The sequence below is a fragment of the Desulfuromonas sp. DDH964 genome, assembly GCF_001611275.1.
GTDB lineage: Bacteria > Desulfobacterota > Desulfuromonadia > Desulfuromonadales > DDH964 > DDH964.
This window is the reverse complement of the sequence record NZ_CP015080.1, coordinates 633,759-648,684: the sequence shown is the minus strand read 5'-3', so window position 1 is coordinate 648,684 and position 14,926 is coordinate 633,759. Positions and strand designations below refer to the sequence as shown.

Genomic DNA, 14,926 nt, shown 5'->3' with positions numbered 1-14,926 from the left:
GGCGAACGAAGGGATGGCCTGAGCCTGACCCCGTGCAGCGGTCACTTCAGGAGCAGGTCCATCAACCCCCGGTAGGTCTGCTGCTTGCGTTCCGAAGCGGCATAGAGCGAAGAGGAAAAGATCGCCGTTGCGGCATGTTCGGCAAGCATGGCGAAGAGCTGAAAATCGACGGCCTGCAGCTGCTCCTTCTGGCTGAAGAGGCGATACACCGCCAGCACCCCGAGGGCCTCACCATGAATGGTGAGAGGAATCGCCACCAGCGGTCGCAGGGGGTCATCGGAGCCACCGGCCACCGGCTCCTCGACAAAGTAATTCCGGCAGTCGGCAGCGACCTGGCCGAGCACCCCCTCCCCGAGCTTCACGACCGGAAAACCATTCTTGTCAAAGCCTTCTCCGATTTCGTAGTAAAGGACCGGGCTCTCCCTGTCGCGCACCAGCAGGGCGAATTTTTCGGCGCCGACAAAGTTGATGATGATCTCGCGGATGATCTCGACGACCTGGTCCCGATCGAGGACCGAATGGAGGCGGGAGGAGGCGATATAGAGGTTGGTCAGGTTGTTGTTGATCTCTTCGGTGCGCAGCATCTGGTTGGCAAACTCGATATTCTCCTGCTCCAGCTCCCGGATACGCTGCTGCAGGCGCAGGTTTTCCTCGCGCAGCTCACGGCCGGCCTGCTCTTCCCGGGCCCGCGCAAGGGCTTCCGCCGCCGGACCGGTTGCGGTATCCGCCGCGGGCGGGAGCGGGGCAGGGCACTGGCCGATCAATCCGGCGAGGACTGCCTGCCCTTCGGGTTCGGGATGGATAAAGTAGATCCCCATCCCCCCTTCCGGCCCGGGCTCTACCCGCTTGACCTTGCCCAGCATCACCTGGCTGCGCCCATCCGGGAGTTCGAGGGTCACCTCGACGACCGTTCCGGGATTGAACAGTGCTTCACTGCGGATATAGACGCCATTACGGGAGATATCCCGGGCACTCGCGGAGAGGCAACGGCCAGTGCTGCGCAGTTGCACCCGCAAATCGATCCGGGCCCGGGGCTCGGTGCGAACCCGGAGTTTGCCAAGCAGGCGCTCGACCTTTTCGAGCAGCTCCTTCTTGTTCACCGGCTTGGTCAGGTAGTCGTCACAACCGGCGGCGAGACATTTTCTGATCTCCGCATCCTTCCCGGCCGCCGTCACCATGATGACCGGCAGCTGTGTCCAGCGGGGATCTCGCCTCAAGCGGCGACAGACTTCGTCGCCATCGATGCCGGGCATGTAGAGATCGAGCAGCAGCAGGTCCGGTGCAATCTCGGCGAGCTGCTCCAGGGCCGCTTCTCCGGACTTCAGGGTGACGATGCGATGCCCCATTTCCGCCAGGAAGGAGCGTTCCAATTCGAGGAAGAGCTCGACATCGTCGACCAGCAGTATCGTGGCCATGCTGTTTCATTCCTTTCGAAAATTCGGGTTGAAATTACCCGACCATCTCCGAAAAGTAAAGCCCCCTGGTCTGGGACCGGGGGGCTTGGCAACATACGTATTCCAGGCAGGTTCAGGCCACTTCCTGCATGCGCCGGCGGTAGCGGGGGCGCTCGACAATCAGCCTGGCGATCTCGCTGACCTCCGGGACCCGGCCGGCAATCCGCACATTATCGTCGATCAGCAGTGCCGGCGCGACGTAAACCCGGTAGTCGATCATCTTCCGGCGATCCCGGTAGAGGTGGACTTCCGCCTCGACACTCAGTTCGTCCAGGGCCTGGCGCACGTTGGCGAGGGTGCGATCGCAACGGCAATTGCTTTCGGGCTTGCAGAATATGTCAATACGCATGGCGTCCTCCTCGGTTGCATCGCGTCAGCAGTCGAATCAGGACTGCTTTGGTAATAATTATAGAGAGTATCCGGGATATTACAAGGGATTTCTCTTCCGCGACCCGGTAGTGACGGGACCCGGAGAGCGCCCTATTGCCCCCCGCCACGCGGGTCGGAATGACCGTAAATCGCGCGCAGGGCGCGCTTGGCCCGGGCCACCAGGCGGACCGGATTGATCGGTTTGGCGACAAAATCGAAGTAGCCCATCTCGAGCAGGCGGGCCTCCTCTTCGGCGGCGGCGCGGGAGGAGAGCGCAATTACCGGGATGGCGCGGGTGGCAATCTGCGATTGCAGGGCGCGAAACATTTCCAACCCGTCCATGCGCGGCATCACCGTGTCGCTGATGATCAGGTGCGGCGAATGCTGCATGGCTGCTTTCAGTCCATCGGCGCCGTTGGTGGCCTGGAGCACGACATATCCTTCTTTCTTCAGGGCCGCGGCCACGGCGGAACGGACCAGTTCCTGGTCGTCGACGACCAGTACCGTCCACCACTCCTTGGCGGCCGGCAGGTCGCTTTTCAGATAGTGGCGGTTGACCGCATCGATAATCTCGCTCGGGGTCGTCACATAGGGCATGATCCGCAGCCCGGTGCGGAAGGAGATGTCATCGAGGGTCGGAATGTCGAGGGGATTGACCATCGCCAGGGAGAGGGTCTTCTCCTCGACCTTGAGCGGGAAGATCAGTTTCTTCAGCGCCGTCTCGCTGGTCACCACGGCCAGGGTTTCGTCCGGGAAGGGATGCTTGGAGATATTGCTGACCGTCTTGAAGCCGAATTGCCGGGCGACGACGACAGCGATATCCCGCTCGGCGATGATGCCGCTCTCCTCCAGCACCTGACCGAGGCGTTTGCCCGTCGTTTTCTGCTGGATCAGGGCCTTTTCCAGGGTCTCCTGATCGAGCGCGCCGGCCTCGACCAGAATCTCTCCAAAGCGTTTGCGTTTGCTCATAGCTCCCGTCAGTTCGCCCCCCCGCAGGTCATTTCCATCCTGTCCACCAGAGTCTAACAACCTCCTTAAATTGTTGCAAATTATTTTCCTGGTTCGGGGCTGTCAGGGCTGGCATCCGGAGGATTGGCATGCTGCACGGTCAGTCCATCCTCGCCGGCATCGATGGTCACCCGGGCCCCGTCGCGAATCTCCCCGGCGATCAGCGCCCGCCCGAGGCGGGTTTCGAGTTGATGCTGCAGGTAACGCTTCAGGGGCCGGGCGCCAAAGACCGGATCGTAGGCGACCGCGGCAATATAGTCCCGTGCCGCGTTGGTCAGCTCCAGTTCGATGCGCCGCCCGGCCAGGCGCTGACGCAGATCGGCCAACTGCAAATCGAGAATCGCCTTGATCTCCTCCCGGGCCAGCGGCTTGAAGAGGACAATGTCATCGACCCGGTTGAGGAATTCCGGACGGAAGTTCCCTCGCAGGGCCCGCAGCACCTGCTCCCGTGCCTCCTCCGGGATCTCGCCGCTGGCGGTCGCGCCGCCGAGGAGAAACTCGGAGCCGATATTGCTGGTCATGATGACGACGCTGTTCTTGAAATTGACCGTCCGCCCCTGGGAGTCGGTGACCCGGCCATCGTCCAATATCTGCAACAGGACGTTGAAGACATCGTGGTGGGCCTTCTCGATTTCATCGAAAAGGATCACGCTGTAGGGCTTGCGCCGCACCGCCTCGGTAAGCTGCCCCCCCTCCTCGTAACCGACATAGCCGGGAGGAGCGCCGATCAGCCGGCTGACACTGTGCTTCTCCATGTATTCGGACATGTCGATACGGACCATGTTCTCCTCGGAATCGAAGAGTGCCTCGGCCAGGGTTCGCGCCAGTTCGGTCTTGCCGACGCCGGTGGGCCCGAGAAAGATGAAGGAGCCGATCGGCCGCCGCGGGTCCTTGATACCGGCGCGGGCACGGATCACCGCGTCGGCCACCAGCTGCACCGCCTCGTCCTGGCCGACCACCCGCCGGTGCAGGACCTGATCAAGTTTGAGAAGCTTCTCCCGCTCCCCCTCCACCAGTCGGGTCACCGGAATCCCGGTCCAGCGCGCGACGATGCCGGCGATCTCCTCCTCGGTCACCTCTTCCCGCAACAGGCGCGGTTCGCTGCCGGGGAGGTTGGGCGCCTCGAAACCGGCCAGCTCCCGTTCCAGTTGCGGCAGGCGGCCATGTTTCAGTTCGGCGGCGCGGTTCAGGTCGTAATTGCGTTCGGCAACCTCGATCTGCTGGCGAACCTTTTCGATCTCCTCACGCAATCCCTGGAGCTTGCGGATCCCTTCTTTTTCCGTTTCCCACTGCATTTTGAGGGCTTTCCCCCGGTCCCCCAGCTCGGCCAGCTCCTTGCGCAGGCTTTCCAGCCGCGCCTTGCTGGCGGCATCCTTTTCCTTCTTCAGGGCCGCCTCCTCGATTTCGAGCTGCATGGTGCGTCGGGTCACCTCGTCCAGTTCCTGCGGCATGGAATCGATTTCAGTGCGGATGGTGGCACAGGCCTCGTCGACCAGGTCGATCGCCTTATCGGGCAGGAAACGATCGGAGATATAGCGGTGCGACAAGGTGGCGGCGGCAACCAGAGCATTATCCTGGATGCGAACGCCGTGGTGGACCTCGAAGCGCTCCTTCAGGCCGCGCAGGATCGAAACCGTCTCCTCTACCGTCGGCTGTTCGACCAGGACCGGCTGAAAGCGCCGTTCCAGGGCCTTGTCCTTTTCAATGTGCTGGCGATATTCGTCGAGGGTGGTGGCGCCGATGCAGTGCAATTCTCCCCGCGCCAGCAATGGCTTGAGCATGTTGCCGGCGTCCATCGAACCCTCGGCCTTGCCGGCGCCGACGATGGTATGCAATTCGTCGATAAAGAGCAGAATCTGCCCATCGCTTTCGCGGATTTCGGTGAGGACCGCCTTGAGCCGCTCCTCGAATTCACCGCGGTACTTGGCACCCGCCACCAGGGCGCCCAGGTCGAGGGCATAGACGGTCTTGTTCTTGAGCCCTTCGGGGACATCACCGCGAACGATGCGATGGGCCAGCCCTTCGACGATGGCGGTCTTGCCGACTCCCGGCTCACCGATCAGCACCGGGTTGTTCTTGGTCTTGCGGGAGAGGATGCGGATGACGCGCCGGATCTCGGCGTCCCGACCGATGACCGGATCGAGTTTCCCCTTGCGCACCTCCTTCACCAGATCGCGACCATATTTTTCCAATGCTTCATAGGTCCCCTCCGGGTCGGCGCTGGTCACCCGCTGGTTGCCGCGAACGGCCGTCAGGGCCTGCAGCAGCCGATTGCGGTCGACGCCGAAGCGGCTGAGAAGCTTTCCGGTCGGGGTGCCGGACCCTTCCTCGATCAGCGCCAGGAGGATATGCTCGACGGAGACATAGTCGTCCTTGAGCCGCTTCGCTTCCTCCTCGGCCCGCACCAGCAGCCGGTTGAAACGGGAGCTGACGTAAATCTTTCCGGCTTCCACCCCGGAACCGGAGACCGTCGGCCGGCGTTCCACCTCTGCCCGGACCGCCTCCCGGACCTCCTCCAAGGGGAGATCAAGCCGCTGCAGCAGGCGTGGCACCAGTCCACCCTGCTGCTCCAGGAGGGCCAGCAGCAGGTGCTCGCCGTCGACCTCGACGTGGCCGCGTTTCAGGGCGTGATTCTGCGCGCCCTGCAGAGCTTCCTGGGTCTTCTGGGTCATCCGGTTGATATCCATAAATTTCCTCTTCGCGGGTTGGAGTAGAGCCTGAACAAGGTAAAGAGTATAACAGGAACCAGGTCGCGACCAAGACCCGCTGCCGCTGGGCGCGATCAAGTCTCAGGATGCAAAGGGGCCGGGAAGAAGCCCTTCCCGGCCCCTTTGCATCAGTCTCCCGGTCCGGTCCCTCAATGTACCGTCACATTGATCTTTCGCGGCCGGGCGGCGGCGGACTTGGGCATCACCACCTTGAGGACGCCGTCCTTCAACTCGGCTTCCACCTTGTCGAACTCGAGGGCATCGGGCAACTGGAAGCGGCGATAGTAGCCGGTGGTGCCGAATTCACGGTAGAGCCCGTTCGCATCGCTGGCACTCGGCGCCAGGGCCTCGATCGTCAGAACCCCCTTGTCGATACCGAGATTGAGGCGCCCCTTCGGAACCCCGGGCAGGTCCGCCACCAGGGTCAGCTTCTCGTCGTTTTCATAGATATCGACCGCCGGCGTCAGCCAGCTGTCGACCTGCCGTTCCCCCGAGGCAACCGCGCCTTCTTTTCCTATGGTCAGATCCTTTTCACTCATGACGTCATCTCCTTTAACGGTAAGTTATGCTCCAGATTCGAACGATCACCTATCCCGCAGCGAATCAGTTCGCCTTGATTTCGACCCGCTTCGGCTTGGCGGCGGCTGCCTTGGGCAAGACGACGCTGAGGACCCCGTCGCGGTAATCGGCCTTGGTCTCGTCCACCTCGATATCGGCGGGGAGATCGACCGTGCGCAGGAAGCGGCCGGTGCCACGCTCCCGCCGGTGCCAGGTCACCTGCTGGTCGGCCCCGTTCGACCGCTCACCGGCGATGGTCAAGGTGTTCTTGAGTACCGTCATGTCGAGGGTGCTGGCATCGATGCCGGGGAGGAGTGCCTCCAGGTAAAAATTTTCGTCATCTTCCCGCAGGTTGATGCGGGGGTAGCCGCGTCCGCCGAAAACGGCGGCAAAGGATGGTTCCAGGCTGCCGCCGCGGCCGAAACCGCGCAGCAGGTGGTCCATATCGCGGGTCATGCTTTCCATTTCTCTGAACAGGTCCCAGTTTGCCATGATCGAATCCTCCTTTTGAGTCTGGTTAGCGGAGCCAGCTCGGCTCTCCATTCGACCACTGCTGATTTCAACCGCCATGCCAACCTTATAATTGTAGATTTTCCTTTTATTTCGACAATTTATGATATTCGGCCATTTTCATTGATGCGACTTGCGACGTCGCACCCCTGTCGCAAGCGAAGGTTGCGACGTCGCAACATGGAAATGGTTGGCGAAAAGGGGGAGACTTGGGGAGAAGGAGAAACAAAGGGAGGGTTATAAAAAAAGCCCCGCGGATTCCCGCGGGGCTTTTCAGCTGTCTGAGTCTTTTATAAAGCTCAGATCCGGCGCACGTTGGCCGACTGGGGGCCTTTCTGGCCCTGGGTCACGTCGAATTCGACGCGGTCGCCCTCGGCCAGGGACTTGAAGCCGTCGCCCTGAATTGCCGAGAAGTGCACGAATACGTCCGGACCATTATCCTGCTGGATGAAGCCGAACCCTTTAGCGTCGTTGAACCATTTCACTGTACCTTGTGCCATTTTCTTTTCTCCTCGGTCCCTATCTGTGGACCTTTTTAATGGAGCCGGGTCGGCTGTTTTCCCAATAAAAAAACCACCCAGCCCTTCGGGTCTGTGCGGTCTTCTTTAACTTGCTGACATCAACTGTCGGGCAACTAAATCAATCTGCACAAACTGGCTATGCTCGCTTGTAGCACAGTGGCTTTCAGAAAAGCAAGAAATTTTTGCATTTTTTATTTTCCCGGCCACCACCGGGGCCGAAGGTCAACCCGGCATCGCAACCATCAGCCTGATTCGAGATCGGCCCGGGTCAGACCGAAACGCTCCAGATAACGGTAAAGGGTGGCCCGATGGACCCCGAGCAGACGGGCGGCGGCAGCCAGGTTGCCGCCGGTGGCCAGGTAGGCGCGCCGGATTTCGCCGGGGTCGAGTTCCGCCGGCCGGGTGGAGTGCCGCAGCCGTCCCGCGACCGGCTCGGCCCGCAGAACTTCCTGCTGCGCTGGCGCACCCAGCAGCTGCCGATCCGTCGCCAGAGGATACTGGGGGACGACCGGCAAGGGTTGCCTGCGCGAGCGGGCTTCGAGGTTCCAGTCCCCGGGCAGAAAGTCCTGGCGTTCCTGGATCCACTCGGAAAACGCCCGGGCGCCGATCACTTCGCCGGCAGCTTCCACGTAGACCCGCTCGAGAACATTTCTCAACTCGCGCACGTTGCCCGGCCAGAGATAGGCCTGCAGCAACCCTACCGCTTCCGGGGTCAGGCGCCGCAAGGCGCGCTGGTAGCGGGCATTGAATTCGGCGAGGAAATGCCCAACCAGCAGCGGGATGTCCTCGCGACGCTCGCGCAAAGGGGGCAAATGGATGCGCAACACCGACAGGCGATGATAGAGGTCGGCCCGGAACCGGCCCTGCCCGACCGCCTGTTCGAGGGCAACGTTGGTCGCCGCCACCACCCGAACATCGACCAGGAGCGGGGTTTCGGAGCCAACCCGCTCGATACGGCCATCCTCGAGAACGCGCAGCAGCTTGGCCTGGGTGCGCAGCGGCATATCGCCGATTTCGTCAAGGAAGAGGGTGCCCCGGTCCGCCCGCTCGAAGCGCCCGCGGTGACTGCGCAGGGCACCGGTAAAGGCCCCCTTTTCATGGCCGAAGAGTTCCGACTCGAGCAATTCCTCAGCGATGGCGGTGCAGTTGACGGCAACAAACTCCCGCCCGGAACGGGGACTTTGCCGGTGCAGGGCGCGGGCGACCAGTTCCTTGCCGGTCCCGGTCTCACCGGTCACCACCACCGGGGCTTCCGAAAACGCATAGAGTTGGATCTTCCGCAGCACTTCCTGCAACCCGGGGCTGGTACCGACCAACCCCGCGGCGCCCGGGTCCGCGCCGGCATGGATCCGTGGCTCGGTGAAGAAAAATTGGACTTCGCGACTCCGGTAATCCTCACTGAGTCCGCCGGGGACAACATCGACCGTCAGCGTCATCGCCCCCTGCGCCCCCCGGAGCCGGACCGGGATGCCGGTCAGCGGTTCGTCGCTTCCGGCCGCCTCGCGCGCCAGCTCCGCGAGGTCGGGAAGGCTCTCCCCGAGCAATTGCTCCAGGCGCCGGCCGCTACCGTCATCGGTGGAGCCACCAATCAGAGCCGCGAGCCGGGGGCCGAGGCGCACGACCCGCCAGTCGGCCTCCTGGCCGCGAGCCACCAGGTCGGGAATGCGTGCCGGAAGGTGAGGGGAAATATGCGCAGGAAAATCGTTCATGCAGACTCGCCAACGGGAGATATGGGGCGGTACCAATGTAACCGCTCCATATTCCAAGTGCAAGTCAGGTGAAATTCAGGCAGGTGGAATTCATCCGCCAAAGGGGCAGACCCCTTCGACCATGAGCCCGGCGCTGAGCATTTGGGAAAAGACCGTCTCGGTCTCCGGGCGCCGAAAATAGAAGCCCTGCATTTCATCACAGCGCCGGCTTCGCAGGAATTCGAGCTGCTCCCGGGTTTCCACCCCTTCAGCAATGACCTTGAGGTGGAGGCTGTGGGCAAGGGCGATGATCGCCTCGGCAATGGCGGCATCATCCGCATGTTCGGTGATGTCGCTGACAAAGGAGCGATCGATCTTGAGCCGGTCGATCGGGAAATGCTTCAGGTAGCTGAGGGAGGAATAGCCGGTGCCAAAATCATCGATCGCCAGCTGCAGCCCCATCTCCTTGAAGGTCTCCAGGGCATTGCGGGTGGCCTGCGCATTTTCCATCAGGATCGTCTCGGTGATTTCGAGTTCGAGATATTCGGCATCAAGCCCGGTTCGCTCGAGAATTTCGGCAATCGTCGTGGGAAGGTCGGCCTCGCGGAATTGACGTCCGGAGATGTTCACCGAAACCATCAGCGGCTGGAACCCGGCCAACTGCCAGGCCCTGGCCTGACTGCAGGCGGTTTCCAGGACCCAGCGCCCGATCGGCAGGATCAAACCGGTCTCTTCGGCGAGGGGGATGAATTGGGCTGGAGGGAGCAACCCCAACTCCGGATGGCGCCAGCGGATAAGGGCCTCCATGCCGATAATCCTGCCGGTGGCGACATTGATCTGCGGCTGGTAGACCAGGAAAAACTCGTCCCGTTCCAAGGCCCGGCGCAAATCGTTGCCCAGTAGCAGCCGCTCCAGCGCCTGGGCATTCATCGCCGCGGTGTAAAAGCGGCAGGTATCCCCTTGTTCCTTGGCCTGGTACATGGCCGCGTCCGCATTCCGGATCAGCGCTTCGGCGTCACGGCCATCATGGGGATAGAGAGCGATACCGAGACTGCCGGTGATGAAAATTTCCCGCTCCGCCACTGCCACCGGCGCCGACAGGACATCGAGGACCTTGCGCGCCATGGCGCCGGCATCCGTTTCGCCATTGACCCCGGAGAGAATGATGACAAACTCGTCACCGCCCAACCGAGCCACGGTATCGCTCCGGCGAACGCATTGGGAGAGCCGTTCTGCGACCAGGATGAGGAGCTGGTCGCCGGTGGCGTGACCCAGGGTGTCGTTCACCTCCTTGAACTGGTCGAGGTCAAGAAACATCAGGGCGACCTGCTGACCACCACGCCCGGCCAGGGCCAGCGCCTGCTCCAGCCGGTCCCGGAACAGGCTGCGATTGGGCAGACCGGTCAGTACATCGAAGTAGGCGAGCCGCTCCATTTCACGCTCGGCGTGTTTGCGGTCGGTGATATCTTCGAGCACGGTGGCAAACCGTCCCTCGCCGGGAGAGAAGACCGAGAGATGGAATTCCCGGTCGAGGAGATCCCATTTCGATTCGAAGTTGGCGGGCTGCCCGGACTCGGCGACCCGGGCGAAGACCTCCATGTGGGGAGGTATCGGCTGGCCGTAGATTTCCGATGCCAGCTCCCCCTGGATCGCTTCCGGGGCCTGGCCGAGGATCTGAGCAAAGGCCGGGTTGACGTCGAGGACCCGATAGTCGACGGGCCGGTCGCAATCGTCGTACACCAGCTCGTTGAGAGCCACCCCTTCGCGCATGTTCACATAGAGAGAACGATACTTGCGCTCGCTCTGCTGCAGGGCCTGCTCCGCCTCCTTGCGGGCGCTCAGATCGATGAAGCTTTCGAGCAGATGGCGCCGCCCGCCCAGAACAATGGTCGTCACCGTCTTCAGGACCGGCACCCGCTCGCCATTGGCGCGCAGCAGCCAGCGCTCGGAGTTATCCGCCTCCTGACCGAGATCGGTGATCGGGCATTCCCCGCAGGCGGCCGGGCAGACAAACTCCTGGCAACAATAACCGACGATGGCTGATCGCGGCACCCCGATCAGTTCGACGGCCTTGTCGTTGACGTCGACGATCCGATGATCCTCGGCATCGATCAACAGGATACCGGCCTGCACTGAACCGACAATGGTTCGCAGGCGCTCTTCGGTCTCCCGCAACGACTGTTCCATACGGCGCCGCTGAGTCAGATCGGTATAGACCAGGGCGACCTGGCTCGCCAGGCGCTGGTTATCGCTGAGCGTAGTCGCCACGACGTGAAAGTGGCGTTCATCCAAAGTAAAATCGCCCTCTGCGCTTCTCCCTCCGCCCTTGAGGAGATGGCGCAGCAGGCAATTGGAAGGTGGAACCGGCTGCCTGCAGATAATGTCCTTGCAAAAACGCCCGACCACCCCATCCAGTTCCGGGAAAAAGACTTCCTGGGTCCGCTGGTTGCAAGCCTGGATGCGTCCCTCCCGATCGACCACCAGAATGGCGGCACCGACCGAATCAAAGATTGCCCGTACCTCGTCGCGGGCGAGGGCGAGCTCTTCGTTGGTTTGCTGCAGATGCTCAAGGACCTGGGCGAATGCATCCCCGATGATCCCCAGCGGATCGAGGGCGAAGAGGGTCTCATCGTCGAGCTCCTCGGCTCGCAAGGGCAAGGTCCCCATGACCTGCAGCAGCTGATTGATCTTCTCCCGCAGGTAGCCGACCGCCAGCCGTTCCCGCTTTTGCAGGTCGACCAGCTGGCCCTGAAAATCGTTTCCCGCTTCCCCCGGGGAGAGCTGCAGTGAGGGTGCTCCAGAAGAGGAAGCTTGCCGCGCCCCGCCCATCAGCGACCTTCGCCACTGCGACCGACGTCAATCCGGTAGGTGCCATCGGCATGAGAGACCTGGACCCCATACCCCATATTCCGTACCGCGTCGGGGATGGTACTGGTGGCGGTGCGGTTGTCGGTAACAAAAAGGAGCCGCAACTCTCCCGAGCGCAACCCTTCTTTGTGGCGGTTGACCTCGCGCAGTGCCGTCAGCAGGGTTGACGGACAGATCTGGCCGCGCAGGTCAAACTCCAACTCTTCCGGGACTGTCATGGTCATGTGAATCTCCACAGGAATCTAGGGTTTCAGAACCAGCGCCGTTAACAGCCGACTGCCGACCCAGGCCCCGGGGACGAGGCCACCGAGAAAGAGAAGACTCTGCAGCGCCAGGACAGGCAGCCCGCCGAGCAGGTGCCAGACATTGCAGGCGGGCGCCAGCCGTGCCGCAAGTCCCATCAGGATGCCCCCGCACAACGCCGAAACAACCTGCCGCCATGGCAGATGTCCCCCCTTGGCCAGATCATTCCAGTACCAGGCTGACCAGAACGAACCGATAACGATGCCGACCACCAGCGGCAACTGCATCGCTGCCAGCATGTCGAACTGGGGGCCGGCACCACTTGCGAGCGGGGCCCCGGCAAGAGGGGGTTGAAAAACCAGAGGCTGGCCCTGGAAGTAGGCAAGTGACGCCAGATGTTGCGGCCAGAGCAGGCTCTCTACCCAGGCTCCGCTCTTGGCATAGATGGTCGTAATCCCTAGGGGCATGCCGAGCAGCAGCCAGGAAGCGGCACCGATCAGGGCCAGCCACAGGGCCGCGGTGCAGGGCTGCAGGTCGCCGACGGCGGCCGACGCGCGCAGCAGGCCGCCCTCCCTCCACCGACGCCAGAGCCACCATCCCGCGAGCGCCGCCACCGTGGCCAGCAGCGGCGTCGGCGCCACCCCCAGCAGCTGGCTCAGGGTGATCGCCGAGGTGAGGCGCGTCGTCGCCGCCAGAGCGGCCCAGGCCGGATGGATCTCGGCGTAGAGGGTGCTGCCGAGCAACAGGCCGGCGAAGGCGATCCAGGAGCTGTGCAGCCCCCGCCCCATCTTGTACAGAGTACCAACGACACAGCCACCAGCGAGGACCATGCCGATACCGAAGAGGAGACCACCGGCGATAGTGGTCAGCGCGGGTGGGCCGAGACCGGGAAAGGGATAAGTCGAAAGGAAGCCCAATAGGCGCAGGACTTCGAAAAGGACCATGCTTGCCGTGACCAGCAGCAACAAAGCGCGCAGCATGAAGGTTTGGCGGAAGAGGAAAAAGTCGCGGAACATTCCGGCGAAGCAGAAGTCAGAGCGGAACAGGAGAGATCCGGCCGCCAACCCGAGCAGGAAGGAGATCAGGGCCGGCCAGAGGTATAGGTGATTGCTCATGCGCCACTCCCGCCCCCCCCGGCACCCGCCATAAAATTAAACCTGATTAGGTCCAATTCTCAGCTCGGCGAAGCCAGGCCTCGGGCCGCTTGCCGATTGAGACACAGGCGAACAGCAGTCTTGGCAGCATGCTGCGCAGATCGAACCGCCGGTTGAACCGGTACTGAAACTCGGCCAGATAGCGATGCGCATATTTGTCGAAGTCAAACGCATGATACGTTCCGGCCATGGCCGTCTTAAGATTGCCCAGGATGGTGTTGATCCAGTGGAAGCAGCCCATGTCGGTACTTCTGCGTTGATCACCAACCACCTCTCGCTGATGGTAGCACCCAGTCTTGGTGACGGCGCGGAAGCAATTCAGGCCATCAGAAACGACCAGCGCCGTCGGTGCCAAGTGATTCTTGGCCCATTGATCAACGTCATGGCTGCTGAAGGTCGTCACCCGGCTAAAAACAGCTCGCAGCGGATGGCCCTCGTGACTGGTCTCCACTGCCGCAATGAAGGGAACTTTGTTCTCCGAACCGCGACCAACCTTACCGCCGGAGCGTTCCCCGCCCAAGTAGGCGTCGTCGATCTCGACCCGCTGGGCCAGAACCGTTGTCTCTTCGCGCTCGAACATCGCCTGCATGAGCTTGTGCTTGAGCCGCCAAGCCGCTTTGTAGCTCAAACCCAGCATTCGTCTCAACTCCAGCATCGACAGGCCGGACTTGCCTTGTGTCATGAAGTAGAGGGCCAGAAACCACTGGGTCAGCGGCAGATTGCTCCCATGGAAAATCGTTCCGGAGATCAGCGAGATCTGTTTGCGGCAGCGACAGCACTGGAAGATGTTCGACCGTCCTCGCCGAAACTGGACCGCGCGGCTTGCACCGCATGCTGGACAGACAAATCCTTGGGGCCAGCGCGAGTGCTCAAGGATCGCCTCGCATTGGGCCTCCGTACCATAGTCTTTGAGAAAATCAGCCAAGCTCAGCCCCGGTTGGAACTGGATACGATTGATGGCCATGGATGCTAACCTCCTTGTTATTCATGAGTTCCATGGCCAAACTCTATGCTCCCTGTGCGACAGAATGTGTCATAGCTGAGAATCAGACCTAATCAGGAAATTAAATGTTGCACATTTTACAGCCGAATCGCCCTCCTGTATAGCCCAAAAAATACCGTTTTCCGACAAAAAGGAGACGGGCGTCGCGCGACGCCCGTCTCCCGCTTATCGAAACCGCACGCTTCGTTTACAGCCCGTGGCGCACGATCTCCCCCTCGATCATGTAGGTCACATCTTCGGCAATATTGGTCGCCAGGTCGGCAATCCGCTCCAGGTGCCGGGAGATCGAGAGGTATTGCACCAGGGCGTCGAGGCGCTCCGGGAAGCGCCGGATCTGGTTCTTCACCAGGGTGTAGTTCTGCTTGTGAATGGAGTCGACCTCGTCATCAAGGGTAGTGACCTCGGTCGCCAGCCGCAGGTCGAGATTGACCAGCGCGTCAAGGGCTTTCTCCAGCATGGTCTCGACCTTGGTCGCCATCTCTTCGAGGTCGAAAGGAAATTCACAGTGGGCGACGCTGGCGAGTCCGACGGTCCGTTCCGCCACGTTGGTTGCCAGGTCGGCGATCCGTTCGAGGTCGTTGTTGATCTTCAGTACCGAGACAATGAAGCGCAGGTCAGCGGCGACCGGCTGGTGCAGGGCAAGAATCTTCAGGCACTCCTCTTCGAGGTCGACCTCCATGCGGTCGACCTGCTCATCGCCGGCGACCACCTTTTCGGCCAGCGCCACATCCCGCTTCACCAGCGACAGCACCGCCTGCTGCACCGCTTCCTCGACCACGGCCGAGAGAGCGAGGATCATCTTCTTGAGCTTTTCCAGTTCGCGCTGCATATGCATGGTCATG

At 61.8% G+C, this 14,926-nt stretch carries 13 protein-coding genes; all 13 read right to left on the bottom strand.

What is annotated here, in order from left to right:
- Window positions 1-41 precede the first annotated feature (41 nt).
- The 13 genes from DBW_RS03035 to phoU all read right to left on the bottom strand — a co-directional run bounded on the left by DBW_RS03035 (window position 42) and on the right by phoU (window position 14,925).
- Window positions 42-1,415, bottom strand: coding sequence for a response regulator (locus tag DBW_RS03035; RefSeq protein ID WP_066724016.1), 1,374 nt, complete (start codon window positions 1,413-1,415; stop codon window positions 42-44).
- 112 nt (window positions 1,416-1,527) lie between these two features.
- Window positions 1,528-1,803: a thioredoxin family protein gene (locus DBW_RS03030; protein ID WP_066724014.1), complete on the bottom strand. Its 276-nt coding sequence runs from the start codon at window positions 1,801-1,803 to the stop codon at window positions 1,528-1,530.
- A gap of 131 nt (window positions 1,804-1,934) precedes the next feature.
- Window positions 1,935-2,792, bottom strand: coding sequence for a response regulator (locus tag DBW_RS03025; RefSeq protein WP_066724012.1), 858 nt, complete (start codon window positions 2,790-2,792; stop codon window positions 1,935-1,937).
- Between the two features lie 80 nt (window positions 2,793-2,872).
- Window positions 2,873-5,518, bottom strand: a complete 2,646-nt coding sequence (clpB, locus tag DBW_RS03020) for an ATP-dependent chaperone ClpB (protein ID WP_066724010.1) — start codon at window positions 5,516-5,518, stop codon at window positions 2,873-2,875.
- 170 nt (window positions 5,519-5,688) lie between these two features.
- Window positions 5,689-6,078 (bottom strand): Hsp20/alpha crystallin family protein, encoded by a 390-nt coding sequence (locus DBW_RS03015; protein ID WP_066724008.1) that lies wholly within the window; start codon window positions 6,076-6,078, stop codon window positions 5,689-5,691.
- A 64-nt stretch (window positions 6,079-6,142) separates the two neighbouring features.
- Entirely contained in the window at window positions 6,143-6,589 is a 447-nt protein-coding gene (locus DBW_RS03010; RefSeq protein WP_066724005.1) for an Hsp20/alpha crystallin family protein, read from the bottom strand.
- A gap of 317 nt (window positions 6,590-6,906) precedes the next feature.
- A complete protein-coding gene (locus tag DBW_RS03005) occupies window positions 6,907-7,107 on the bottom strand; it encodes a cold-shock protein (protein WP_066724002.1) in 201 nt (66 codons plus the stop codon).
- 263 nt (window positions 7,108-7,370) lie between these two features.
- Entirely contained in the window at window positions 7,371-8,837 is a 1,467-nt protein-coding gene (locus DBW_RS19115) for a sigma-54 interaction domain-containing protein (RefSeq protein ID WP_066723999.1), read from the bottom strand.
- Window positions 8,838-8,927: 90 nt separating this feature from the next.
- A complete protein-coding gene (locus DBW_RS02995) occupies window positions 8,928-11,645 on the bottom strand; it encodes a sensor domain-containing protein (RefSeq protein ID WP_066723997.1) in 2,718 nt (905 codons plus the stop codon).
- On the bottom strand, window positions 11,645-11,908 hold the full coding sequence (locus tag DBW_RS02990) for a sulfurtransferase TusA family protein (RefSeq protein WP_066723989.1): 264 nt from the start codon (window positions 11,906-11,908) through the stop codon (window positions 11,645-11,647). Before DBW_RS02990 ends, DBW_RS02995 begins: the two co-directional genes overlap by 1 nt.
- An 18-nt stretch (window positions 11,909-11,926) precedes the next feature.
- The gene (locus DBW_RS02985) at window positions 11,927-13,042 is read right to left on the bottom strand and encodes a YeeE/YedE family protein (RefSeq protein WP_066723979.1); all 1,116 of its coding nucleotides are present in this window, start codon (window positions 13,040-13,042) and stop codon (window positions 11,927-11,929) included.
- A gap of 46 nt (window positions 13,043-13,088) precedes the next feature.
- Window positions 13,089-14,045, bottom strand: coding sequence for an IS1595 family transposase (locus DBW_RS02980; RefSeq protein WP_066723977.1), 957 nt, complete (start codon window positions 14,043-14,045; stop codon window positions 13,089-13,091).
- 226 nt (window positions 14,046-14,271) lie between these two features.
- The gene (gene phoU / locus DBW_RS02975; RefSeq protein ID WP_066723976.1) at window positions 14,272-14,925 is read right to left on the bottom strand and encodes a phosphate signaling complex protein PhoU; all 654 of its coding nucleotides are present in this window, start codon (window positions 14,923-14,925) and stop codon (window positions 14,272-14,274) included.
- Window position 14,926 lies beyond the last annotated feature (1 nt).